20 protein-coding genes are annotated in these 24,026 nt (G+C 66.3%); 1 reads left to right on the top strand and 19 read right to left on the bottom strand.

The window, feature by feature from the left end; all coding sequences use genetic code 11:
• Positions 1–24 precede the first annotated feature (24 nt).
• From pstA to EV147_RS03695, 7 genes are all read right to left on the bottom strand, one after another.
• Positions 25–927 (bottom strand): phosphate ABC transporter permease PstA, encoded by a 903-nt coding sequence (pstA, locus tag EV147_RS03725; protein ID WP_130389763.1) that lies wholly within the window; start codon positions 925–927, stop codon positions 25–27.
• The gene (gene pstC / locus EV147_RS03720) at positions 924–1,889 is read right to left on the bottom strand and encodes a phosphate ABC transporter permease PstC (protein WP_130389762.1); all 966 of its coding nucleotides are present in this window, start codon (positions 1,887–1,889) and stop codon (positions 924–926) included. The genes pstA and pstC overlap by 4 nt, the downstream gene beginning before the upstream one ends.
• 149 nt (positions 1,890–2,038) lie before the next feature.
• Positions 2,039–3,070 carry a phosphate ABC transporter substrate-binding protein PstS gene (gene pstS / locus EV147_RS03715; RefSeq protein ID WP_130389761.1) on the bottom strand — a complete coding sequence of 344 codons (1,032 nt, stop codon included), beginning with the start codon at positions 3,068–3,070 and terminating at the stop codon, positions 2,039–2,041.
• A 331-nt stretch (positions 3,071–3,401) separates the two neighbouring features.
• Positions 3,402–4,748: a phosphoglucosamine mutase gene (glmM, locus tag EV147_RS03710; protein WP_130389760.1), complete on the bottom strand. Its 1,347-nt coding sequence runs from the start codon at positions 4,746–4,748 to the stop codon at positions 3,402–3,404.
• 28 nt (positions 4,749–4,776) lie between these two features.
• A complete protein-coding gene (gene folP / locus EV147_RS03705) occupies positions 4,777–5,640 on the bottom strand; it encodes a dihydropteroate synthase (protein ID WP_130389759.1) in 864 nt (287 codons plus the stop codon).
• A 128-nt stretch (positions 5,641–5,768) separates the two neighbouring features.
• Entirely contained in the window at positions 5,769–7,670 is a 1,902-nt protein-coding gene (ftsH, locus tag EV147_RS03700) for an ATP-dependent zinc metalloprotease FtsH (RefSeq protein WP_130389758.1), read from the bottom strand.
• Between the two features lie 201 nt (positions 7,671–7,871).
• Positions 7,872–8,543: an RlmE family RNA methyltransferase gene (locus EV147_RS03695; protein ID WP_130389757.1), complete on the bottom strand. Its 672-nt coding sequence runs from the start codon at positions 8,541–8,543 to the stop codon at positions 7,872–7,874.
• Positions 8,544–8,684: 141 nt separating this feature from the next.
• On the opposite strand from EV147_RS03695, the gene EV147_RS03690 reads away from it, so the two are divergent.
• On the top strand, positions 8,685–9,191 hold the full coding sequence (locus EV147_RS03690; RefSeq protein WP_130389756.1) for a YhbY family RNA-binding protein: 507 nt from the start codon (positions 8,685–8,687) through the stop codon (positions 9,189–9,191).
• 76 nt (positions 9,192–9,267) lie between these two features.
• On the opposite strand, the gene EV147_RS03685 is transcribed toward EV147_RS03690, so the two are convergent.
• From EV147_RS03685 to EV147_RS03630, 12 genes are all read right to left on the bottom strand, one after another.
• Positions 9,268–9,771: a DUF4149 domain-containing protein gene (locus tag EV147_RS03685; protein WP_130389755.1), complete on the bottom strand. Its 504-nt coding sequence runs from the start codon at positions 9,769–9,771 to the stop codon at positions 9,268–9,270.
• Positions 9,772–9,785: 14 nt separating this feature from the next.
• The gene (greA, locus tag EV147_RS03680; RefSeq protein ID WP_130389754.1) at positions 9,786–10,262 is read right to left on the bottom strand and encodes a transcription elongation factor GreA; all 477 of its coding nucleotides are present in this window, start codon (positions 10,260–10,262) and stop codon (positions 9,786–9,788) included.
• 198 nt (positions 10,263–10,460) lie between these two features.
• Positions 10,461–13,709, bottom strand: a complete 3,249-nt coding sequence (carB, locus tag EV147_RS03675; RefSeq protein ID WP_130389753.1) for a carbamoyl-phosphate synthase large subunit — start codon at positions 13,707–13,709, stop codon at positions 10,461–10,463.
• A 67-nt stretch (positions 13,710–13,776) separates the two neighbouring features.
• Positions 13,777–14,448, bottom strand: coding sequence for a leucine efflux protein LeuE (leuE, locus tag EV147_RS03670; RefSeq protein ID WP_130389752.1), 672 nt, complete (start codon positions 14,446–14,448; stop codon positions 13,777–13,779).
• Positions 14,449–14,494: 46 nt separating this feature from the next.
• Positions 14,495–15,643: a glutamine-hydrolyzing carbamoyl-phosphate synthase small subunit gene (gene carA / locus EV147_RS03665; protein ID WP_130389751.1), complete on the bottom strand. Its 1,149-nt coding sequence runs from the start codon at positions 15,641–15,643 to the stop codon at positions 14,495–14,497.
• Positions 15,644–15,959: 316 nt separating this feature from the next.
• Positions 15,960–16,373, bottom strand: coding sequence for a RidA family protein (locus EV147_RS03660; protein ID WP_130389750.1), 414 nt, complete (start codon positions 16,371–16,373; stop codon positions 15,960–15,962).
• A 20-nt stretch (positions 16,374–16,393) separates the two neighbouring features.
• Positions 16,394–16,828 carry an acyl-CoA thioesterase gene (locus EV147_RS03655; RefSeq protein ID WP_130389749.1) on the bottom strand — a complete coding sequence of 145 codons (435 nt, stop codon included), beginning with the start codon at positions 16,826–16,828 and terminating at the stop codon, positions 16,394–16,396.
• A complete protein-coding gene (locus tag EV147_RS03650; RefSeq protein WP_130389748.1) occupies positions 16,825–18,516 on the bottom strand; it encodes an AMP-binding protein in 1,692 nt (563 codons plus the stop codon). The genes EV147_RS03655 and EV147_RS03650 overlap by 4 nt, the downstream gene beginning before the upstream one ends.
• A gap of 28 nt (positions 18,517–18,544) precedes the next feature.
• Positions 18,545–19,717, bottom strand: coding sequence for an acyl-CoA dehydrogenase family protein (locus EV147_RS03645; protein WP_130389747.1), 1,173 nt, complete (start codon positions 19,715–19,717; stop codon positions 18,545–18,547).
• A gap of 14 nt (positions 19,718–19,731) precedes the next feature.
• Complete coding sequence (locus EV147_RS03640; RefSeq protein ID WP_130389746.1) at positions 19,732–20,583, bottom strand: enoyl-CoA hydratase family protein; 852 nt, start codon at positions 20,581–20,583, stop codon at positions 19,732–19,734.
• 171 nt (positions 20,584–20,754) lie between these two features.
• Complete coding sequence (locus EV147_RS03635; RefSeq protein ID WP_130389745.1) at positions 20,755–21,555, bottom strand: SDR family NAD(P)-dependent oxidoreductase; 801 nt, start codon at positions 21,553–21,555, stop codon at positions 20,755–20,757.
• Between the two features lie 2 nt (positions 21,556–21,557).
• On the bottom strand, positions 21,558–23,885 hold the full coding sequence (locus EV147_RS03630) for a bifunctional salicylyl-CoA 5-hydroxylase/oxidoreductase (RefSeq protein ID WP_130389744.1): 2,328 nt from the start codon (positions 23,883–23,885) through the stop codon (positions 21,558–21,560).
• Positions 23,886–24,026: the final 141 nt, after the last annotated feature.

Genomic DNA, 24,026 nt, shown 5'->3' with positions numbered 1-24,026 from the left:
TTCGGTAGTCAGGCTGGGCGCCGGTTATTTCTTGAACAGCATGCGCGCGACGATGTTCAGCGCAAGCACACCAACGGTGATCAGGAACACGCCGGCCCAGGCCAGCTGCTGCCACTCCGTGAACGGGCTCATGGCGAAGCGGAAGATCGTCACCGGCAGGTTGGCCATCGGCTTGTTCAGGTCGCTGGTCCAGAACTGGTTGGACAGCGCGGTGAACAGCAGCGGCGCGGTTTCGCCGGCGATACGGGCCACCGCCAGCAGCACGCCGGTGATGATGCCGGCATACGACGACTTGACCGTGATCGACAGTACCATTTTCCACTTCGGCGTACCAAGCGCCACCGCGGCTTCACGCAGTGCGTTCGGCACCAGGTTCAGCATGTTCTCGGTGGTGCGCACGACGATCGGCACCTGCAGCAGCGCCAGCGCACAGATGCCGGCCCAGCCCGAGAAGTGGCCCATGCGGGTCACCACGATCGCGTAGACGAACAGGCCGATCACGATCGACGGCGCCGACAGCAGGATGTCGTTGATGAAGCGGATGAAGCTGGCCAGGTACGACTTCTGGCCATACTCGGCCAGGTAGATGCCGGCCAGGATGCCCAGCGGCGTGCCGAACAGCGTGGCCATGCCCACCATCACGAAGCTGCCGAAGATGGCGTTGGCCAGGCCGCCGCCAGCCGTGTTCGGCGGCGGGGTCATCTCGGTGAACAGGCTCAGCGAGAGGCCGCCCACGCCCAGCGTGATGGTGGTCCAGAGGATCCACGCCAGCCAGAACAGGCCGAAGCCCATTGCCGCCAGCGACGCGGCCAGCGCGAAGACATTGGTGCGGCGGCGGTTGTTCTGCAGGCGGCCGCGCACGGCGTCCGCGTCGGGGCGGACTGCGGGAATCGACGACGAAGACATGGTGTGACTGGCTTGGTTCATTTGCCACCCTCATTCTTGGCAAGGCGCAGCAGCAGGAGCTTGGACAGCGCCAGCACCACGAAGGTAATGAAGAACAGGATCAGGCCCAGTTCCATCAGCGCCGCGGTGTGCAGGCCGGCGCCGGCTTCGGCGAACTCGTTGGCCAGCGCCGAGGTGATGCTGTTGCCGGGCGAGAACAGCGATGCGCTGTCCAGCAGGTTGGTGTTGCCGATCACGAACGTGACGGCCATGGTCTCGCCCAGTGCGCGGCCCAGGCCCAGCATCACGCCGCCGATGACGCCGGCGCGCGTGTAGGGCAGCACCACGCGCCACATCACTTCCCACGTGGTGCAGCCGATGCCGTAGGCCGATTCCTTGAGCAGGACCGGAGTGACCTCGAACACGTCGCGCATCACCGAGGCGATGTACGGGATGATCATGATCGCCAGGATCACGCCCGCGCACAGCAGGCCGATGCCCAGCGGGGCGCCCTGGAACAGCTTGCCGATCAACGGCAGCTGGCCCACGGTGTTCGACAGCGGCTTCTGGAAATACTCGCCGAAGATCGGCGCGAACACGAGCAGGCCCCACATGCCGTAGACGATCGACGGCACGGCGGCAAGCAGCTCGATGGCGGTGCCGAGCGGCCGGCGCAGCCAGGCGGGCGACAGCTCGGTGAGAAACAGTGCAATGCCGAAGCTGACCGGCACGGCGATGATGAGGGCGATCAGCGAGGTCACGATGGTGCCGTAGATCGGCACGAGGGCACCGTACACGTCGGCGGGCGGATCCCACTCGCTGCTCCACAGGAACGAGATGCCGAACTGCTTGATCGAAGGCCAGGCGCTGATGGCCAGTGACACGATGATGCCGCCCAGCAGCAACAGCGTCACGATGGCGGCGCCGCGGGTCACGCCGCCGAACAGGATATCGCCTAGGCGGCTGGGGGGCCGGACGGCTGGAAGATCGGACGTAGTCGCCATGATGGGGAACGTTGGGTGGATCGGTTGCCGCGGGGCCCGTCGGCCGCCGCGGCCCTGGCGCCGCCCGCCTCGTCGGGGGCGTTGCCAGGTCTTGCCTCCGGCCACGCGGCCGGAGTCCTGCTTTCAGCTTGCTTCAGGTCAGGCAGGGCTTAGTACAGCGCCTTGCCCGAACCGTCCTTGACGCTTTGCTTCCACGTGGCGCGGATCTGGTTCACCACGGCTTCCGGCAGCGGCACGTAGTCCAGGTCCGTGGCCATGGCGCCACCGCTCTTGTAGGCCCAGTCGAAGAACTTCAGCACTTCCTGGCCTTGCGCAGCCTTGTCCTGGGTCTTGTGGACCAGGATGAAGGTGGCGCCGGCGATCGGCCATGCACCCTTGCCCGACTGGTTCGTCAGGATCTGGTAGAACGACTTGTTCCAGTCGGCACCGGCAGCGGCGGCCTTGAAGGCGTCGTCGCTCGGCTGCACCACTTCACCGGCAGCGTTCTTCATGACCAGGTGGGTCATCTTGTTCTGCTTGGCGTAGGCGTACTCGACGTAGCCGATGGCGCCGTTCAGGCGCTGCACGAAGGCGGCCACGCCCTCGTTGCCCTTGCCGCCCGTGCCGCCGCCCGGCCAGTTGACCGTGGTGCCTTCACCAACGGTGCTCTTCCAGTCGGGGCTGACCTTCGACAGGTAGTTCGTGAAGATGAACGTCGTGCCCGAACCGTCGGCGCGGCGCACCGGCAGGATGTCCTGGCTCGGCAGCGAAACCTTCGGGTTCAGCGCCTTGATGGCGGGATCATCCCACTTCTTGATCTTGCCCAGGTAGATGTTGGCCAGCACGTCACCCGTGATGGTCAGCTCGCCCGGCTTCACGCCTTGCAGGTTGATCACCGGCACCACGCCGCCGATCACCGTCGGGAACTGCACCAGGTTGCCCTTGGCCAGTTCCTCGTCCTTCAGGGGCGCGTCCGAGGCACCGAAATCGACGGTCTTGGCGCCGATCTGCTTGATGCCACCCGACGAACCGATGGATTGATAGTTGACCTTGTTACCCGTTGCTTTTTGGTAGGCGTCAGCCCATTTGGAATACACGGGCGCCGGGAACGAGGCGCCTGCACCGGTAATTTCCGCCGCGAACGCAGTACCCGCTACGACCATCGAAACGATGCCTGCCACGGCAGTCTTGACCAGCTTCATATGTCCTCCAGAGAACATGGTTGGGGAATGACAAATTTTTGACAAGGCGAACTTTAGGCCCTCTGTGTGACAGTTCCATGACATCCCCAAATCTTCTTCAAGCTCTCCGCCAAATGGCCGATATGCGGGCCGCCGTCACGATTCTGTCGCATCCCCGTGCTTTACTCACCACATCTGCGCACCTTGCTTTCCGATGCCGCCGTGACAGCTTTGAACGCTCATGTCACGGAAGCTCGCGACCAAAAATCGGGGTTAATTGCAAAATCCATGAGTAAAAACGCCACGGCGAACTGCCGTGGCGTTTTTGAGGCTGCCTGGAAGGAAACCGGCGTCAGGCGGCCCGCAGTGCGTTGGCCAACGTCTGGGCCGCGCGCTCGGCCGTCTCCACCTGCTCGGCCTCGACCATCACGCGCACCACCGGCTCGGTGCCAGACGCGCGGATCAGCACGCGGCCGCGCCCTTCCAGTTCCGGCTCCACCTGGTCGCGTGCCGCCTTCAGGCCGGCATGGCTCTCCCAGTCGAAGCCCTTCTCGACACGCACGTTGATCAGCGTCTGCGGGAACAGGCTCACGCCATCGAGCAACTGCGCCAGCGTCTTGCCGCTGCGGCGCAGCGCCGCCAGCACCTGCAGCGCCGAGACGATGCCGTCGCCGGTGGTGTGCCGATCCAGGCACAACAGGTGGCCCGAACCTTCGCCGCCGAGCTGCCAGCCGCGCTTGTTCAGTTCTTCGAGCACGTAGCGGTCGCCCACCTTGGCGCGCACGAAATCCACGCCCTGACGCTTGAGCGCCAGTTCCACGGCCATGTTGGTCATCAGCGTGCCCACGGCGCCCTCGACCTTCTGGCCCGAGGCCAGGCGGTCGCGCACGATCAGGTACAGCAGTTCGTCGCCGTTGTAGAGGCGGCCCTGGCCGTCCACCACCTGCAGGCGGTCGGCGTCGCCGTCGAAGGCGAGGCCCAGGTCGGCGCGATGGTGGCGCACGGCCTCCACCAGTTTCTCGGGCGCGGTGGCGCCGTAGCCGGCGTTGATGTTGCGGCCGTCAGGCTGGTTGCCGATCGGCACCACCTCGGCACCCAACTCGTGGAACACGTGCGGGGCGATGTGGTACGCCGCGCCGTGGGCGCAGTCCACCACGATACGCAGGCCGTGCAGGTCCTGCTCGTACGGGAACGTGCTCTTGCAGAATTCGATGTAACGGCCGGCGGCATCCTCGATGCGCTTGGCGCGGCCCAGGTCTTCGGAGCGCACGCACTGCATGGGCTCGTCGAGAAGCGACTCGATCTTGGCCTCGACCTCGTCGGGCAGCTTGTCGCCCGAGGCCGAGAAGAACTTGATGCCGTTGTCGTAGTACGGGTTGTGGCTCGCCGAGATCACCACGCCGGCAGCCAGCCGCAGCGCACGGGTCAGATACGCGATGGCCGGCGTCGGCAGCGGACCGGTCAGCTGGACGTGCACCCCGGCAGCCGTGAACCCAGCCTCAAGTGCCGCTTCCAGCATATATCCCGAAATGCGGGTGTCCTTGCCGATCAGAACGGTCGGCTTGCCCTGCGTGGTCTTCTGGCCGAGCGCCAGCACCTTGCCCGCCGCGTAGCCCAACCGCATCACGAAATCCGGCGTGATCGGCGTCTCGCCCACACGTCCCCGTACGCCATCCGTCCCGAAATACTTGCGCGTCATCGTTCTCTTTCTCCCTGGCTTTTCCAGCTTATTGCTGCCCTTGCGGGGCAACCGATTCATGGCGGATCGCCCACCAGACCTTCAGGGCATCCACCGTCTGTTCCACGTCGTGCACCCGCACGACAAAAGCGCCCCGCTCCGCCGCGCAGACGGCCGCCGCGAGGCTCGCCGCCACACGTTCCTGCGGCGGCTTGCCGCCCACGATGGCGCCCAGCGTCGATTTGCGCGAGAGCCCGGCCAGGATCGGCAGGCCGTCGACGGCCAGCCGGGGCATCTGGCCCAACAGGCGCAGATTATGATCCGGGGTCTTGCCGAAGCCAAAGCCCGGATCGAGCGAAAGACGCGAATCGTCCACGCCCGCCGCGCGCAGGGTTGACACGCGCTCGCGCAGGAACGTCTCGACCTCGGCCACCACGTCGTCGTATTGCGGGTGTTCCTGCATCGTCTGCGGATCGCGTTGCATGTGCATCACGCACAGCGCCGCCTGCCCGGCGGCAACGGCCTCCACGGCACCCGGCATCCGGAAACCCCAGATATCGTTGATCAGATCGGCTCCGCCCGCCAGCGCGGCGCGCATCACGTCGGGCTTGTAGGTGTCGATTGACAACGGTTTGCCGCAGTGCGCCAGCGCCTCGACGATCGGCATCACGCGGTCCAGTTCCTGGTCCAGCGGCAGTGCGGCGGAGCCCGGACGGCTCGATTCGCCGCCGATGTCGATGATGTCCACGCCCCCGGCGATCATCTGCTCCGCATGGCGCAGCGCCGCATGGCGCGACGCGTGTTGCCCGCCGTCCGAGAACGAATCGGGCGTCACGTTGAGGATGCCCATCACGAGGGGGCGGCGGTTGCGGGCGAACCGGTAGCGCCCGCACTGGAAATACTCGCTCGACAAGGTCTTCAGGTGTCCTGGAAAACAAAAAGCCGGTGCGCTGGGCACCGGCTTCGCAGGCTATCAGAAACCGCCGCGTTTGAAACCGTTGGAAACGGTCACTTACGCGGCGTCTGGGCCAATTTACCGCTTTACACCGTGTCGTCCACGCGGGCCGTGGCCGGCGCGTTGCTCGGCGCCACCGGCGAACCACCCGGCGGCGTGCTGCCGCCACCGCTCGGACCCTGCAGGTTGCGCGGCGGGCGCGGCGGCTTGCCGGCCATGATGTCGTTGACCTGCTCGGCGTCGATCGTTTCCCACTCCATCAGCGCGTTGGTCATCGCTTCGACCTTGTCGCGGTTCTCTTCGAGCAGGCGCTTGGCCAGCGCATATTGCTCGTCGATGATGGTGCGGATCTCGGCGTCCACCTTCTGCTGCGTGGCTTCCGAAACGGTCTTCGACGACAGCTTGCCGAACATGCCGTCCTGCTCGGTATCGACATAGACCATCGCGCCGAGCGAATCGCTCATGCCGAAACGGGTCACCATGTCGCGGGCAATCTTCGTGGCGCGCTCGAAGTCATTCGAAGCACCGGTGCTCATGGCGTTGAGGAAGACCTCTTCCGCGGCACGGCCGCCGAACAGGATCGCAATTTCCTCAAGCATGTTGTCCTTGTACTTCGAGTACTTGTCATGCTCCGGCAACTGCCAGGTCACGCCCAGCGCCCAGCCGCGCGGCATGATCGTGACCTTGTGGACCGGGTCGGCCTTCGGCAGCAGTTTGGCCACCACCGCATGGCCGGACTCGTGATAAGCCGTGGCCTTGCGCTCTTCCTCGCGCATGACCGTCGACTTGCGCTCCGGACCCATGTAGATCTTGTCCTTGGCGTCCTCGAAGTCCTGCATGTCCACCACGCGCTTGTTGCGGCGGGCGGCAAACAGCGCAGCCTCGTTGACCAGGTTGGCCAGGTCGGCGCCCGAGAAGCCCGGCGTACCGCGTGCGATCACCGATGCATCCACGTCGTTGCCGATCGGCACCTTGCGCATATGCACCTTCAGGATCTGCTCGCGGCCACGGATATCCGGCAGGCCAACGTAGACCTGGCGGTCGAAACGACCCGGACGCAGCAGTGCCTTGTCCAGCACATCCGAACGGTTGGTCGCGGCGATCACGATCACGCCCGAGTTGGCTTCGAAGCCGTCCATCTCGACCAGCATCTGGTTCAGCGTCTGCTCGCGTTCGTCGTTGCCGCCGCCCATGCCGGCGCCACGGTGACGACCGACCGCATCGATTTCGTCGATGAACACGATGCAGGGAGCCTGCTTCTTGGCGTTCTCGAACATGTCGCGCACACGGGCCGCGCCCACGCCGACAAACATTTCAACGAAGTCCGAACCCGAGATACTGAAGAACGGCACCTTGGCTTCGCCGGCGATGGCGCGCGCCAGCAGCGTCTTGCCGGTACCCGGAGGGCCAACCAGCAGCACGCCGCGCGGAATGCGGCCGCCCAGCTTCTGGAACTTCTGCGGGTCCTTGAGGAAGTCGACCAGTTCGACCACTTCCTCCTTCGATTCGTCGCAGCCGGCCACGTCCGAGAACGTCACGGCGTTCTGGTTCTCGTCGATCAGGCGCGCACGGGATTTGCCGAACGAGAAGGCACCGCCTTTCCCGCCGCCCTGCATCTGCCGCATCATGTAGAACCAGAAAACGATGATCAGCAACGTCGGTCCCAGGTAGTACAGCGCCTGGACCAGTACGTTCGGTTCGTCGTCGGCCTTGCCGGTCACCTGGACGCCGTACTTCATCAGGTCGCCGACCATCCAGATGTCGCCCGGCGAGATGATGGTGTACTTGGGCCCTTCCTTGGGCGACACCACGAGGTTGCGGCCCTGCACGTCGACACGCGACACCTTGCCGTTCTTGGCGTCATCCATGAACTGCGAATAGGTGACACCATCCTGGGCACGCGGTTTGTCGAACTGCTTGAAGACGGTGAACAAGACCAGCGCGATAACGAGCCAGATTGCCGCCTTTTGAAACAGGTTGTTATTCAAGGCCGAACTCCTTTGCAATTGCCTTGCCAACGGGAAGCATGCATTCCATTGTAATGCAGCGCCCGTTCCCACAGGGAAATCTGATTCTATGGGCCTGATAGTGCCCGAGCCAGCCGATTCAGGGCAAGCCGGCGTCACCCGGACATACCCCGATACCCCACTTTCCCGCCCGGGGCGACTGCCCCGCCACTGCCAGACCCGTCAGTCCACTGACTTCAGGTAACGCCCAAGTATGAAGGTTTCTGAAGACTTGTCGCGCGACGCCTTGGGCTTGCGGCTCGCCACCACCTTGAACTGACGTTTGAACTTCTCCACGATCTGGCTATAGCCGGAGCCGTGGAAGCACTTTACCAGCAGCGATCCCTCCGGTTTCAGGTGTGCCTGGGCAAAATCGAGGGCCAGATCGCACAAATACTCGATCCGGGCCGAGTCGGCCGAGGCCACACCGGACAAATTGGGGGCCATGTCCGAGATAACAAGGTCGATTCTGGAGCCGCCGGACGCTTCCAGCACGATTTTCTCGAGTTCCACGAACACGCTTTCTTCCCGGAAATCGCCCTGGATGAACTGGACGTCGGCCACCGGCTCCATCGGCAGCAGGTCGATGGCGATGACCGCCCCGTCGATCCGGCCGTCCTTCGCCCGCGGCGAGTCGGCCAGCCGGTTGCGCGCGTACTGGCTCCAGCTGCCCGGCGCGGCGCCCAGGTCAACGATGACCTGGCCCGGCTGGATCAGCTTGTCCTGCTCGTCGATCTCCTTGAGCTTGAAGGCCGCGCGGGCACGATAGCCCTCGCGCTGCGCCATCTTCACGTAGGGATCGTTGATGTGGTCGTGCAGCCACGACTGGTTGAATTTGTTCTTGCCCTTGGCCATTGCCTTGCCATGCCTTTCTGCGGGAGCTGTCCGTCACGTTTTGTGTCGGAATACAGCGATATCTCCCGATTTTGGTGATCCTTGCCGCCTGCCGGCGACATTTTGGCGGATAATACGCGCCAATTCGATATTTGTTACCCGATGCCAGCCCTTCAACTGATTCCCGCCCAACGTTCCGAACTGCGCTCGCGCGCCCATGGCCTCAATCCCGTGGTCATGATCGGGGCCGAGGGCCTGACGCCCTCGGTGCTCGCCGAGATCGACCGCAGCCTGGCGGCGCACGACCTGATCAAGGTCCGGGTCTTCGGTGACGAACGCGACGCGCGCATCGCCATCTACGACGCCATCTGCGACGAACTTCACGCCGCGCCGATCCAGCATATCGGCAAGCTGCTCGTCATCTGGCGTCCGGGTCCGGCCCGCCTGAAGGAAAACCAGCCGGAAGACTTCGGTGCTGCCGCCAAGCGCCGCCTGGGCAGCGGAGCCGCTCCGCGTACCGTGATGGTCCGCAAGCCCACCGGCTCCAGCCAGCGCCGCCCGAAGAGTACCGCGGTTCGGGTACTTGGCAACGAGCGCGTGACCCAGGGCGGCAACGTCAAGCGTTCACGCGCCCGTCCGGCCAGCCAGAAAAAGAAGTCACTGGGTTGATCGGCGCCAGGCCGATCGGTTCCACGAAAAAGGCGGCCCCGGCCGCCTTTTTCATTGGCTTGACGCGGGCAGGCGGTTACTCGCCTGCCGTCCGGGGCGCGCTGGCGCGCCACACCAGCACCAGTGCCAGCAGGCTCTGCACCAGGTAAAAGACGCTCGACACCCCGTGCAGCATGCCGAACTCGCGTTTGAACGGCGATTCGGACACGCCCAGGTTCAGCGCCTGCGCCTTGACCTTGATGCCTTCCATGAACGGCTGCACGCCGAAATAGCCGGCCAGCACGCAGACCAGCATCGCCAGAACGATCCAGCGCAACGCCCGGTAGCGCGCCGCGCCGCGGCGGATCAACACATTGCACAGCACCAGCTGGAGCACGCCGACGGTCACGCCCAGGATCGCCTGGTAGCGGAACAGGTGCCCGGCAATCATGCCGGCCGTCTCGCGGCTTTGCAGCACCGAAAACAGCGTGGGAGCCACCATGTAGCCTATCGTCCACAAACTGCCGGCCCAAACGACCGTCAGCAGCAGGAACAGCCGGTGCGGCAGCGGCGGCAGGTTGGAATATGAGGACGAGAACACGCTGGTTCCGCCGCTCAGATGTAGCGGACGGTGATGACTTCGTACTCGCGCTCGCCGCCCGGGGCCAGCACGACGGCCACGTCGCCCTCGAACTTGCCGATCAGGGCACGCGCGATCGGCGAGCTGACCGAGATCTTGCCGGTTTCGAGGTCGGCTTCGTCGTCGCCGACGATCTGGTAGCTCACGGCCTTGCCCGATTCCAGGTCTTCCAGGTCCACGGTGGCGCCAAAGACGATGCGGCCATCGGTGTCGAGCTGGGTCGGGTCGATGATCTGGGCGGCGCCCAGCTTGGATTCCACTTCCTGGATGCGGCCTTCGATGAAAGCCTGCTTTTCCTTGGCGGCGTCGTATTCGGCATTTTCCGACAGGTCGCCCTGGGCGCGCGCTTCGGAAATGGCGTTGATCACCGCAGGACGTTCGACGGCCTTGAGGCGCTGCAGCTCTTCCTTGAGCAGTTCGGCGCCACGCTTGGTAATCGGAATGGTGCTCATGTCTCGTTCAACAAAAAAATGAGCCGCAGCGGAGTGGGAACCATGCACCGGCATAACTTCTGCCAGGCGGCACGCCCGCTCTAACCGCGGCTTTCAGATGGAATCGACCGGCACCAGGCCGGTCGATCAGCGAATTCAACGTAGTGTAGGCCAGAACCGCCGCCGGTTTCAACCCGGCGGCGCAGCATCGGAAAATGCTCAGGCCAGCTGCTTGTGCAGCCCCTGCAGGTCGTAGACCTCCAGGCTCTGCATGTGCTTCAGCCCTTCCACCGCGGCATTGGCGCCGGCGATGGTGGTGTAGTACGGCACACGGGCAGCCAGTGCGGCGATCCGGATCGAGCGCGAATCGGCGATGGCCGTGCGCGTCTCGTCCACGGTCGTGAAGACCAGGGCCAGTTCGCCGTTCTTGATCATGTCCACGATGTGCGGACGGCCGTCCTTGACCTTGTTGACCACGCGAACCGGGATGCCGGCGGCCTCGATGGCCGACGCCGTGCCGCGCGTGGCGACGATCGGGTAGCCGAGGTCGTGCAGCATGCGGGCCACGGCCACGGCGCGCGGCTTGTCACTATCCTTGACCGTGATCAGCACCGTGCCCTTCTCGGGCAGGCGCGAACCGGCGGCCAGCTGGCTCTTGAACAGTGCCTCGCCGAACACCTTGCCCACGCCCATCACTTCGCCGGTGGAACGCATCTCAGGTCCGAGGACCGGATCGACGCCCGGGAACTTGTTGAACGGGAACACCGCTTCCTTGACGCTGAAGTACGGCGGGATGACTTCCGCGCCAATGCCCTGCGAGTCCAGCGACTGGCCGGCCATGCAGCGCGCGGCGATCTTGGCCAGCGACAGGCCGGTGGCCTTCGACACGTACGGCACGGTCCGCGAGGCGCGCGGGTTCACTTCCAGCACGTAGACGATGTCCTCGCCGTTCTTCTGCTGGATGGCGAACTGCACGTTCATCAGGCCGACCACGTTCAACGCCTTCGCCATCGCGGCGGTCTGGCGCTTCAGTTCGTCCACGGTGGCTTGTGCCAGCGAGTACGGCGGCAGCGAGCACGCCGAGTCGCCCGAGTGCACGCCGGCCTGCTCGATGTGTTCCATCACGCCGCCGATGAAGACGCGCTCGCCATCGCAAAGGGCGTCTACGTCACATTCGATCGCGTCGTTCAGGAAGCGGTCCAGCAGCACCGGGGAGTCGTTCGACACCTTCACGGCCTCGCGCATGTAGCGTTCGAGGTCGCGCGGCTCGTGCACGATTTCCATCGCGCGGCCACCCAGCACGTACGACGGGCGCACCACCAGCGGGTAGCCGATTTCCTCGGCCAGGCGCAGTGCCTCGTCCTCGGCCCGCGCGGTGCGGTTCGGCGGCTGGCGCAGGCCCAGGTCCTGCAGCAGCTTCTGGAAGCGCTCGCGGTCTTCCGCGGCGTCGATCATGTCCGGGCTCGTGCCGATGATGGGCACGCCGTTGGCTTCGAGGTCCAGCGCCAGCTTCAGCGGGGTCTGGCCGCCGTACTGGACGATCACGCCGACCGGCTTTTCCTTCTCGACGATTTCCAGCACGTCTTCGAGCGTCAGCGGCTCGAAGTACAGGCGGTCCGACGTGTCGTAGTCGGTCGACACGGTTTCCGGGTTGCAGTTGACCATGATGGTCTCGTACCCGTCTTCGCGCAGCGCCAGCGCGGCGTGCACGCAGCAGTAGTCGAACTCGATGCCCTGGCCGATCCGGTTCGGGCCGCCGCCCAGCACCATGATCTTGCGGTTGGTGGTCGGCTCGGCCTCGCACTCGCCGTGTTCGGCTTCGTAGGTGCCGTACATGTAGGCGGTGTTCGTGGCGAACTCGGCAGCGCAGGTGTCCACGCGCTTGTAGACCGGGCGCACGTTGTTGGCGTGGCGCGCCAGGCGCACGGACTTGGCATCGGTCTTCAGCAGCCTGGCCAGGCGGCGGTCCGAGAAGCCCTTCTGCTTGAGGAAGCGCAGCTCGGCGGCCGACAGGCTTTCCAGCGTGCGGCCGCGGGCGATGCCCTCGGTCTTGACGATGTCCTCGATCTGGGCCAGGAACCACGGGTCGATGGCGGTCTCGGCGTAGACCTCTTCGAGCGACATGCCCAGGCGGAACGCGTCGCCCACGTACCAGATGCGGTCCGGGCCGGCTTCGCCGATTTCCTCGATCACTTCGTCGCGGTCGGTGGACTTCTCGTCCAGGCCGTCCACGCCAACTTCCAGGCCGCGCAGCGCCTTCTGGAACGATTCCTGGAACGTGCGGCCCATGGCCATCACCTCGCCCACCGACTTCATCTGGGTGGTCAGGTGGCTGTCGGCCTGCGGGAACTTCTCGAACGCGAAACGCGGCACCTTGGTGACCACGTAGTCGATCGACGGCTCGAACGAGGCCGGGGTCGCGCCGCCGGTGATCTCGTTCTTCAGTTCGTCCAGCGTGTAGCCGACGGCCAGCTTGGCCGCGACCTTGGCGATCGGGAAGCCGGTGGCCTTCGAGGCCAGCGCCGACGAGCGCGACACGCGCGGGTTCATCTCGATCACGATCATCCGGCCATCGACCGGGTTGATCGAGAACTGCACGTTCGAGCCGCCCGTGTCCACGCCGATCTCGCGCAGCACGGCCAGCGAGGCGTTGCGCAGGATCTGGTATTCCTTGTCGGTCAGCGTCTGGGCCGGCGCCACGGTGATCGAGTCACCGGTGTGGATACCCATCGGGTCCAGGTTCTCGATCGAGCAGATGATGATGCAGTTGTCCGCCTTGTCGCGGACCACTTCCATCTCGTATTCCTTCCAGCCCAGCAGCGATTCCTCGATCAGCAGCTCGCGCGTGGGCGACAGGTCCAGGCCGCGCTTGCAGATTTCCTCGAATTCCTCGCGGTTGTAGGCGATGCCGCCGCCCGTGCCGCCCAGCGTGAACGACGGACGGATCACGATCGGGTAGCCGGTGGTGCCGGTTTCCTGGGCGATGCGCGACTGCACGGCCACGGCCTCGTCCATGGAGTGGGCGATGCCGGACTTGGCCGAACCGAGACCGATCTTGGTCATCGCGTCCTTGAACTTCTGGCGGTCCTCGGCCTTGTCGATCGCCTCGGGCGATGCGCCGATCAGCTCCACCTTGTACTTGTCCAGCACGCCATGGCGGTGCAGGTCCAGCGCGCAGTTCAGCGCGGTCTGGCCGCCCATCGTCGGCAGGATCGCGTCGGGGCGCTCCTTGGCGATGATGCGCTCGACCACTTCCCAGGTAATGGGCTCGATGTAGGTGACGTCCGCCGTGTTCGGGTCCGTCATGATGGTCGCCGGGTTCGAGTTGACCAGGATGACCTTGAAGCCTTCCTCGCGCAGCGCCTTGCAGGCCTGTGCGCCGGAATAGTCGAATTCACACGCCTGGCCGATGATGATCGGGCCGGCGCCGATGATTAGGATGCTCTTGATGTCTGTGCGCTTTGGCATTGCACGCTCTCTTTGTTGGCCGGCCCGCCTGTGGTGCGGACCGTACCGGATATCAGGTTGTCGCCGTTCAGCCCAGGGTGGCCGTGGCCAGCTTGGCGCCGAAGCCGATGAACATCGCGCCGACCCCGCTCGACATGCCCGCGGACAGGCGGCGCCGGCGGCGGAACGCATCGGCCAGCTTCGCGCCCACGAAAATGATCGTGGTCAGGTACACGAAGCTGCAGATCTGGCAGACCAGGCCCAGCGCCACGAACGACAGCGCCGGATACGCGAACTGCGGATCCACGAACTGGATGAAGAACGAGATGAAGAACAGGATGGCCTTGGGGTTCAGCAGGCTGATGACCAGTGCCTTGGTGAACGGGTTCGCGGACCGGTCCACCGTGGCGTCGGCCGCCTGGCTGGCGTCGTCCGGCTTCGACCAGTTGCGCACGGCACCGCGCAGCATCTGGAAGCCGATCCAGGCCAGGTAGCCCGCGCCCACGTACTTGACCACGTGGAACAGCGCCGGGCTGGCCTTGAGCAGCGAGGCGACCCCGGCGGCGGACAGCACCATCAGGATCGCATCGCCCAGGAACACGCCGCAGGCGCCCTTGTAGCCCGCCCGCACGCCGCGCTGGGCGGCGACCGACAGCACGTACATCGAGTTCGGCCCCGGCAGCAGCACGATGAAGATCGTGCCGAGCACATAGGTCCAGAAATCGGTGATGCCGAAGCTCGCGTGCATGAATTCGGTCATGGCGGGCAAATCCTGTTCAGGTCTCTCGTTGCGTCATCTTGCCGGGTCAGGCCGCGGCGCGGGCGCGCGCGTCCTGCATCAGCTTCGTGAAGCGGTCGAACAGGTACGCGATGTCATGCGGACCGGGCGAGGCTTCCGGGTGGCCCTGGAAGCAGAACGCCGGCTTGTCCGTCAGGGCAAAGCCCTGCAGCGTGCCGTCGAACAGCGACGTGTGCGTGACGCGGGCATTGGCGGGCAGCGTCGCGGCGTCCACGGCAAACCCGTGGTTCTGCGACGTGATCACCACGCGGCCATCATCGTGGTCCTTGACCGGATGGTTGGCGCCGTGGTGGCCCGTGCTCATCTTGAGCGTCTTCGCGCCCACGGCCAGCGCCATGATCTGGTGGCCCAGGCAGATGCCGAACGTGGGGATGCCGCGTGCGATGAATTCGCGCGTGGCGGCAATCGCGTAGTCGCACGGCTCGGGGTCGCCGGGGCCGTTCGACAGGAACACGCCGTCCGGATTCAGCGCCAGGGCGTCAGCCGCGCTCGCCTGTGCCGGCAGCACGGTGACCTTGCAGCCGCGCTCGGCCAGCATGCGCAGGATGTTGAACTTGACGCCGTAGTCGAAAGCCACCACGTGGAACTGCGGCTTCTCCAGCTTGCCGTAGCCCTCGCCGAGCTTCCACTCGGTCTGGGTCCATTCGTACGGCTCCTTGACCGAGACGACCTTGGCCAGGTCCATGCCGGCCAGGCCCGGGAACGAGCGCGCCAGGTCGATGGCCTTCTGGACGTTGTCCTCGCCCGCCAGGATGCAGCCGTTCTGGGCGCCCTTCTCGCGGAGGATACGGGTCAGCTTGCGGGTGTCGATACCGGCGATCGCCACGACCTTTTCCTGCTTCAGGTAGTGGGAAAGCGTGTGTTCCTTGCGGAAATTGGAGGCCAGAAGCGGCAGATCCTTGATGATCAGGCCGGCGGCATGGACTTTCGTGGCTTCGACATCCTCAGGGTTGACGCCGTAGTTGCCGATATGCGGATACGTCAGCGTGACGATCTGCCGGGAATAGCTCGGGTCGGTGAGGATTTCCTGGTAACCGGTGATGGCGGTGTTGAACACCACTTCGCCGATCGTATGGCCGGAAGCGCCGATGGAATAGCCACGAAAGACCGTGCCGTCTGCAAGCGCGAGGATGGCGGACGGAAAAGACGGTAGCACGGGTAAGGCTCCTGCTGGACTCACCCCGTGACCGACCTGCTCAACGCCTCGTGCCCCGTGCGGCCCCGCGTGCGAACGCTGGGGCCCGGCTGTCGCATGGCGCATTCATCACATTTGTGCAGTGCATGAAAAACGCGGACGCAACGGGGCGGCGGAAGGTGGAATACGGTAGGCGCTAGGGTGAAGGGTTCTGAAAGCGAAACTTTCGAATTATATCCCGCTGGACCCAAATTCTCAAGTATTCAAACACTTACGATGCACCTGACACAGGTGCCGCCCAACCGTCCGCCCGTGCCCTGCCGGCCACGCACCGGTTTCAGCCGCCTGGTGGCACCACGGCCGTGACTTCGATCTCCACCCTGGCGCGCGGCTCGATCAGGTCTGCCACCTCCACGGCAGTCATCGCCGGAAAGTGCCGTCCGACGATATCGCGGTAATGCTGGCCAATGGCCTTGTAGGCACCCACGTACTCGGCCTTGTCCTTCACATACCAGGTCATGCGCGCGATGTGCTCGGGCCGGGCGCCGCCCTGCTCCAGCACCGCCACGATGTTGCGCAGCGCCTGCGCCACCTGCAGCGCGAAGTCGTCGGTCTCGAACTCGCACTGGCCGTTCCAGCCGATCTGGCCGCCGACGAAGATCAGGCGGCTGCCCACCTGCATCTCGGCCATGATGCCGTTGGCGTAACCTTTCGGGGCTGCCCAGTCGGGCGGTTGCAAAGTCTTGAGCATGGTTGCTTCCTTGATGGGGGTCACGCGGCGGCGGGCACGAGATAGCGCGCCATCGCACTGCGCACCGGCGCGGGCAGTGGCTGCGCGGCCATGGTGCGGGTATCGACGCACACCAGGCGTTGGTCGATTGTCATGCGCGTGTCATCCTGGCCACCGGCACCGGCAAAGCGGATCGCCACGCTGAAGCTGCTGCGCCCAAGGCGGGTCACGCGCAGTTCGCGAGTCAGCAGTTCGCCAAGCCGGCTCGGCGCCGTGAACCGGCATTGCAGTTCGGCCGTGGGAATGCCGGTGTGGCTCGTCAGGTGCATCGCATCGAACGGCCAGTCGAGCGCCTCGGCGCACCAGTCCTCGATGACGTCGTTGAGCATCTCGAAGTAACGTGGATAAAAAACGATGCCGGCGGCGTCGCAGTGCTTGAACCGCACGCGCACCGTGTTGCGGAACACCTCGCTCATCGTTGTTTCTCCAATTCCACGGCATCCGGCGCTTCCGCCATCTGCCGCAGCCGGTACCGCTGCAGCTTGCCGGTCTCGGTGCGCGGCAGTGCAGCCACGAACTCGATGCGGCGCGGATACTTGTATGGCGCGATCTCGCGCTTGCAGTAGTCCTGCAGGGCGGAACGCGTGGCCTCGTCGGCGGCCGCGCCGGGGCGCAGCACCACGTAGGCCGTCACCACCTGCCCGCGCTCGGGGTCGGGCGCGCCCACCACGCCGCATTCGGCCACCAGTTCGTGCTTCATCAGCGTGCCCTCGACCTCGGGCCCGGCGATGTTGTAGCCGGCCGAGATGATCATGTCGTCCGAGCGCGCCTGGTAGAAGTAGTAGCCGTCGGCATCGGCCACGAAGGTGTCGCCGGGCAGGTTCCAGCCGTCGCGCACGTAGTGCTCCTGCCGGGGGTCGTCGAGGTAGCGGCAGCCCGTGGGGCCGCGTACCGCGAGCTTGCCGGCCGTGCCCGGCGGCACCGGCTGCATGTCGTTGTCGACGATGCGCGCCTCGTAGCCCGGCACCACGCGCCCCACCGCGCCGGGGCGCACCTCGGCGCCGGCGCTCGACACGAAGATATGCATCATTTCGGTGCCACCCAGGCCGTCGGTCATCTCGATGCCCGTGGCCGCCTTCCACGCCTGGCGCGTGGCATCGGGCAGCGCCTCGCCGGCCGAGACACTCTTCTTCAGGCTCGACAGGTCGAAGTTGCCGACCAGCGTGGCCATCTGGCGATAGAACGTGGGGGCGGTAAACACGATGCTGGCGCGATGGTCCTGGATCAGCTTCAGCAGCGTCTCCGGCGTCAGCTTCTCCGCCAGCGCCGTGCTGGCGCCAATCCGCAGCGGAAAGCACAGCATGCCGCCGAGCCCGAACGTGAACGCCAGCGGCGGCGTGCCGCAGAAGATGTCGTCGGGCGTGGGCTTCAGCACGTGGCGCGGGAACAGGTCGCACATCGCCAGCACGTCGCGGTGGAAGTGGACGGTGCCCTTGGGCTGGCCGGTGGTGCCGCTCGTGAATGCGATCAGGCAGATGTCGTCGGCAGCGGTGTCGCAGGCGGCGAAGGTGTCGGGCTTGCCTGCCATGGCCGTCTCCAGCGCCTGCGGCCCCTCGCCGTTGAAATAGCGCACGGTCGTCAGCGTCGGGCAGAAGTGCTCGCCGCCGGCGCGCTGGTTGGCGTCGAGTTCGTCGCGCAGCCGGGCGTCGCAGAGCGCGGCGCTGACCTGGGCGCGGTCGATGACCTGGCGCAGCTCCCTGGCGCGCAGCAGCGGCATGGTCGGCACCGCGATCAGCCCGGCCTTCAGCGTGGCCAGCCAGCTCGCCGCCATCATCAGGTTGTTCGGCCCGCGCAGCAGCACGCGGTTGCCGGGCACCAGCGCCATGTCTTCCACGAGCACATGGGCGATGCGGTTGACCAGCGCCGCCAGCGCCGCATAGGTCACGGTCTCGATGCGGCCGCCGCGTTCGTGGCGTACGGCCACGCGCGCCCCGCTACCCTGCGCCACGTGCCGGTCCACCAGTTCGGCCGCCGCGTTCAGGCGCGCCGGATAGCGGGTGTCGTCATTGAACGTGAAGACCGGCCATTGTTCGGGCGGCGGCAGGCGGTCGCGGGCGAAGGTGTCGACGTGGGCGGTGCCGGATGCGGGGGCGGGGGCGGCCATGCTTGTCTCCTCGGTCGGGTTCGTGCGGCTATGCCTGGCGCGCGGCCAGCGTCTCGCGCGCGATGATCAGCTTCTGTACCTCGGTGGCGCCCTCGTAGATGCGCAGCGAGCGGATCTCGCGGTACAGGCTCTCCACGCGCGTGCCCACCTTCACCCCGAGCCCGCCAAACATCTGCACGGCGCGGTCGATGACCTGCTGGGCGTTCTCGGTGGCCACCATCTTGGCCATGGCGGCCTCGCGCGTGGTGCGCTGCTGCCGCGCGTCGCGCAGCCAGGCGGCGCGATAGGTCAGCAACGCCGCGGCGTCGATGGCGGTGGCCATGTCGCCGATGGCGGCCTGGGTCAGTTGCAGGTCGGCCAGCACGCCGCCGAACATCGGGCGCGACGTGGCACGCGCCAGCGCGTCGTCCAGCGCGGCACGGCCGAAGCCGAGCGCGGCGGCGGCTACCGACGCCCGGAAGATGTCCAGCGTCATCATCGCCACCTTGAAGCCCTGCCCCGGCTCGCCGAGCCGCTGGCCCACCGGCACGCGGCAGCCGTCAAAGCGCAGCGTGGCCAGCGGATGGGGCGCGATCACGTCGATGCGCTCGGCAATCGACAGGCCCGGCGTATCGGCATCCACCACGAAGGCCGTGATGCCGCGTGCGCCGGGCGCCTCGCCGGTGCGGGCAAAGACGCAGTAGAAATCGGCAATGCCGCCGTTCGAGATCCAGGTCTTGGCGCCGTCCAGCACATAGTGGCTGCCGTCCTCCGACAGCCGTGCGCTGCATTGCATCGCCGCCACGTCGGAGCCGGCTTCGGGCTCTGACAGCGCGAAGGCGGCAATCGCCTCGCCGCGGGCCACGCGCGGCAGATAGCGCCCGCGCACGGCGTCGCTGCCGGCCAGCGTGATGGCGCCCGACCCCAGCCCCTGCATGGCAAAGGCAAAGTCGGCCAGGCCGTCGTGCCGCGCCAGCGTCTCGCGCAGCACGCACAGCGCGCGGGAATCGAGCTGCGGCAGCGCACCGCCGAACGCTTCCGGCACGCAGTAGCGCAGCCAGCCGGCCTCGCCCAGCTGGCGCACCAACTTGCGGCAGGCGGTGTCGGTGTCGTGGTGGTCGACATCGCGCAGGTGGCCGGCGCACCAGCCGTCCAGTTCACGTTCGAGCTGGCGGTGGGCGGCGTCGAAGAAGGGCAGGTCGAGGTAGGTCTTGTCGCTCATGGGGTTCCCTGACGTCAGTCGCCTTCGAAGACGGGCTTCTGCTTGGCCACGAAGGCGTCGTAGGCCCGGCGGAAGTCGCGCGTCTGCATGCAGATGGCCTGCGCCTCGGCCTCGGCCTCGATGGCCTCGTCCACGCCCATGTTCCATTCCTGGTGCAGCAGCTTCTTGGTCACGCCGTGCGCGAAAGTGGGTCCGCCGGCAATCTGCGCGGCCAGCGTCTCGGCTTCGGCCAGTACGGCGTGGGAGCCGTGCAGCGCGTTGAAGAAGCCCCAGTGCAGGCCCTCTTCGGCGGTCATGGCGCGGCCAGTGTAGAGCAGTTCGCTGGTCCGGCCCTGCCCGATCATGCGCGGCAGCAGCGTGCAGGCACCCATGTCGGCACCGGCCAGCCCCACGCGCACGAACAGGAACGCGGTGCGCGCCTCGGCGGTACCCAGGCGCATGTCGGACGCCAGCGCCATCATCGCGCCGGCCCCGGCGCAGATGCCGTCGATGGCGCTGATGATCGGCTGCGGGCACGCCCGCATGGCCTTGACCAGATCGCCGGTCATGCGCGTGAAGTCGAGCAGTTCGGGCATCGACATCCTGGTCAGCGGCCCGATGATCTCGTGCACGTCGCCGCCCGAGCAGAAATTGCCACCCGCGCCGGTGATGACCACGGCCTTGATGTCAGTGGCGTAGCACAGGCCACGGAACAGGTCGCGCAGCTCCGCGTAGGAATCAAAGGTCAGCGGGTTCTTGCGCTCGGGCCGGTTCAGCGTGATCGTGGCCACGCGGCCGTCCGGAGAAACCGACCAGAGGAAGTGCTTGGGGTCGTAATCCGCAAAGGCGCGCTTGTGGTGGCGCATGTCGAGGGCGATGTCGGTCATGGTGTCTCTCGCTGTGTAGATGTCTCCCCTCTCCCATGCAGTGGGAGAGGGCTTGGGGAGAGGGCTGGAGGTTCTGCTTCTCTGACTTGTCGCAATCTGAACCGCTGGGCCCTCTCCCCCGCCCCTCTCCCGCACGCGGGAGAGGGGAGCAAACCGTTGGCGAGTTGGAATTCAACCCGCCATCACCTCCCCACCCGCCACCGGCAGCGCCTGGCCGGTCATCGCCGACGCCGCCGGCCGGCACAGCCAGGCCACGGCGTCCGCCACTTCCTCTGGCTGCACCAGGCGCTTCTGCGGATTGCGCGCCGACAGTTCCGCGCGAGCCTCGGCTTGCGTGCGGCCCGTCTTGGCGACGATATTGGCCACGGCATCACGCACGATGTCGGTTTCCGTGTAGCCGGGGCAAACCGCGTTGACCGTGATGCCCTTGGCAGCCAGTTCCAGGGCCAGCGCCCGGGTCAGGCCGATCACGCCGTGCTTGGCGGCGCAGTACGCGCTGACGTAGCCGTAGCCGGTCAGCCCCGCCGTGCTCGCCACGTTCACGATGCGGCCCCAGCCGGCGTCGAGCATCGCGGGCAGCGCCGCCTGGGTGCAGACGAAGGTGCCGGTCAGGTTGACGTCGAGCATGCGCTGCCAGAGCGCGAGGTCGGTCTTTCCGAACGGCGCGCTGACGGCCTGGCCGGCGTTATTGACGAGCACCGTGACCGGCCCGCGCGCCGATGTGGCGGCGGCGAACGCGCCGGCTACCGCATCGACGTCCGTGATGTCGGCCGGAGCGATGCCCAACGCGGCGCCGGCCACCACATGGGAGGCCAGTGCCCCGGCGGCGGCATCGAGCGCCGCGCCGTCACGGCCCACCAGCGTCACGCTGGCGCCCGCGTCCAGCAGTTGCCGGGCGATGGCCGCGCCAATGCCGCGTCCGCCGCCGGTCACCAGCGCGTGCCGGCCCTGCAGGTCAAGTCCTTGTGCCATGGCTACTTCCCCGGCGCCTGCGCGTACGACGCCGCACGCGCCAGATTGGTCTCGAGCTGCCGCTTGCCGGCCACGTACTGCCTGGGCCATGGCACGTCGCGGAAGCCCAGCCTGGCGGCCTCGTGCAGCGTCCACGCCGGATCGGCCAGATGCGGCCGGGCAATCGCGCACAGGTCCGCGCGGCCCGCCGCAATGATGCTGTCCACGTGGTCCGCCTCGAAGATCGCCCCGACGGCAATCGTCGGGATGCCGGCCTCGTTGCGGATGCGGTCGGCGAACGGCGTCTGGTACATGCGCCCATAGACTGGCGCCTGGTCGGGACTGACCTGCCCTGACGAGCAGTCGATCATGTCGGCGCCGGCCGCCTTGAACGCCCGGGCGATCTCCACCGCGTCGCCGGCCGTGATGCCGCCCTCCACCCAGTCGTGCGCCGAGATCCGCACCGACATCGGCCGGTCCTGCGGCCAGACGGCGCGCACGGCGGCAAACACTTCGAGCGGATAGCGCAGGCGGTTTTCGAGCACCCCGCCGTACTCGTCCTCGCGCACGTTGGTCAGCGGCGAGATGAAGCTCGACAGCAGGTAGCCGTGCGCGCAATGCAGTTCCAGCCAATCGAAGCCCGCCTCGGCGGCGCGGCGCGCATTGGCCACGAAATCGTCGCGCACGCGGTCCATGTCGGCACGCGTCATCTGGCGCGGCACCTGCGAGATGCCGGGCAGGTAGGGCAGCGCCGACGCGGAGACCAACGGCCAGTTGCCCTCGGCCAGCGGGTAATCCATCTTTTCCCAGCCGAGCTGCGTGGAGCCCTTGCGGCCCGCGTGGCCGAGCTGGATGGCGATCTTCGCCTCGCTGCCGGCGTGCACGAAATCGACGATCCGCTTCCAGGCGTCGCGCTGGGCGTCGTTCCAGAGCCCCGGGCAGCCCGGCGTGATGCGCGCCTCGGGCGAGACGCAGGTCATTTCGGCCACCACCATCGCGGCGCCGCCCATCGCACGGGCGCCCAGATGCACCAGATGGAAATCGCCCGGCACGCCGTCCGTGGCCGAGTACATCGCCATCGGGCTGACCACCACGCGGTTCCTGAGCGTCACGCCGCGCAGGCGGAACGGCGTGAACATCGGCGGCAAACCCGGCTCGCCGGCCAGCCACTGTTCGAACCCCTCCACATACGCGGCATCGCGCACGCGCAGGTTCTCGTGCGAGATCCGCTGCGAGCGGGTCAGCAGCGAATAGGCAAACTGCTCGGGCGCCATGCCCGCGTAGCGCTCCACGTTCTCGAACCATTCGGTCGAGTTGCGCGCGGCGTTCTGGATCTTGAGCACCTCCACGCTGCGCGTGGCCTCGTAGCGCGCCAGCGCCTCGGGCAACTGGTCGATACCTGCGGCGCCCTGCCCATCGATTTCGTCGGCCAGGTCGATGGCATCTTCCAGGGCCAGCTTGGTGCCGGAGCCGATCGAAAAATGTGCCGTATGCGCTGCATCGCCCATCAGCACCACAGGCACGCGGCGGCCATCGGCCAGCGTGTTCCAGTGCACCCAGCGGCGGCAGATCACCCGCGGAAAGCGAATCCAGTTGGCCGAGCCGCGCAGGTGCGTGGCATTGCTGATGAGCTTGTGGCCGTCGAGGTACGGCGCGAACAGCTTCTCGCAGTACGCCACGCCCTCTTCCTGGCTCATGTCCTCGATGCCGGTCGCGCGCCACACCGATTCTGGCGTTTCGACGATGAAGGTCGAGGTCGTGTCATCGAACCGGTACGCGTGGGCCTGGAACCAGCCGTGCTCGGTCTTCTCGAACGCGAACGTGAACGCGTCAAACAATTTGTGCGTGCCAAGCCACACAAAACGGCACTGGCGGTGATCGATATCGGGCTCGAACGTGGCCGCGTAGCGTGTGCGGATGCGGCTGTTGATGCCATCCGAGGCGACAACGATGTCGGCGCCGTACTGGCGGGCCAGCGCCTGGTCGTCGGTGCAGTCGGTTTCGAAGACCAGCCGCACGCCCAACGCTTCGCAGCGCGCCTGCAGGATGTTCAGCAGCCGCTTGCGGCCAATGCCAATAAACCCATGGCCGCCCGACCGGATGGTGCGGCCGCCGATATGGATATCGATGTCGTCCCAGTGGTTGAACGCCGCATTGATCTCGGCCGCACTGACCGGGTCGGCCTGCTTCAGGTTTTCGAGCGTGGCATCGGAAAACACCACGCCCCAGCCGAACGTGTCGTAGGGCCGGTTACGCTCCACCACCACCACGTCGCGCGAGGGGTCCCGCAGCTTCATCAGCAGCCCGAAGTACAGACCCGCCGGGCCACCGCCTATGCAAAGCACACGCATCTTGTCTCCTGCCACCTGCCCGGCTCGCCAGGGCGACCGGCTGTATATCAGGGTTAAATATTTTATGCTTCAAATATTAGGCGGCATGCGGGCGCTTGGCAAGCGGTTTTCCGCACCCCTTCCCATCCAAGGGAAAGGGGC

The sequence above is a fragment of the Cupriavidus agavae genome, from assembly GCF_004217045.1.
GTDB classification, from domain to species: Bacteria; Pseudomonadota; Gammaproteobacteria; order Burkholderiales; family Burkholderiaceae; genus Cupriavidus; species Cupriavidus agavae.
The sequence above is the reverse complement of the archived record's forward strand: the minus strand, read 5'-3'. Positions and strand labels throughout refer to the sequence as shown.

Excerpts from the sequence above, each read along its gene's own strand:
- pstA (WP_130389763.1), bottom strand. The coding sequence starts at position 927 with ATGAACCAAGCCAGTCACACCATGTCTTCGTCGTCGATTCCCGCAGTC.
- pstC (WP_130389762.1), bottom strand. The coding sequence starts at position 1,889 with ATGGCGACTACGTCCGATCTTCCAGCCGTCCGGCCCCCCAGCCGCCTA.
- pstS (WP_130389761.1), bottom strand. The coding sequence starts at position 3,070 with ATGAAGCTGGTCAAGACTGCCGTGGCAGGCATCGTTTCGATGGTCGTA.
- glmM (WP_130389760.1), bottom strand. The coding sequence starts at position 4,748 with ATGACGCGCAAGTATTTCGGGACGGATGGCGTACGGGGACGTGTGGGC.
- EV147_RS03695 (WP_130389757.1), bottom strand. The coding sequence starts at position 8,543 with ATGGCCAAGGGCAAGAACAAATTCAACCAGTCGTGGCTGCACGACCAC.
- EV147_RS03690 (WP_130389756.1), top strand. The coding sequence starts at position 8,685 with ATGCCAGCCCTTCAACTGATTCCCGCCCAACGTTCCGAACTGCGCTCG.
- greA (WP_130389754.1), bottom strand. The coding sequence starts at position 10,262 with ATGAGCACCATTCCGATTACCAAGCGTGGCGCCGAACTGCTCAAGGAA.
- carB (WP_130389753.1), bottom strand. The coding sequence starts at position 13,709 with ATGCCAAAGCGCACAGACATCAAGAGCATCCTAATCATCGGCGCCGGC.
- leuE (WP_130389752.1), bottom strand. The coding sequence starts at position 14,448 with ATGACCGAATTCATGCACGCGAGCTTCGGCATCACCGATTTCTGGACC.
- EV147_RS03660 (WP_130389750.1), bottom strand. The coding sequence starts at position 16,373 with ATGCTCAAGACTTTGCAACCGCCCGACTGGGCAGCCCCGAAAGGTTAC.
- EV147_RS03655 (WP_130389749.1), bottom strand. The coding sequence starts at position 16,828 with ATGAGCGAGGTGTTCCGCAACACGGTGCGCGTGCGGTTCAAGCACTGC.
- EV147_RS03650 (WP_130389748.1), bottom strand. The coding sequence starts at position 18,516 with ATGGCCGCCCCCGCCCCCGCATCCGGCACCGCCCACGTCGACACCTTC.
- EV147_RS03645 (WP_130389747.1), bottom strand. The coding sequence starts at position 19,717 with ATGAGCGACAAGACCTACCTCGACCTGCCCTTCTTCGACGCCGCCCAC.
- EV147_RS03640 (WP_130389746.1), bottom strand. The coding sequence starts at position 20,583 with ATGACCGACATCGCCCTCGACATGCGCCACCACAAGCGCGCCTTTGCG.
- EV147_RS03635 (WP_130389745.1), bottom strand. The coding sequence starts at position 21,555 with ATGGCACAAGGACTTGACCTGCAGGGCCGGCACGCGCTGGTGACCGGC.
- EV147_RS03630 (WP_130389744.1), bottom strand. The coding sequence starts at position 23,885 with ATGCGTGTGCTTTGCATAGGCGGTGGCCCGGCGGGTCTGTACTTCGGG.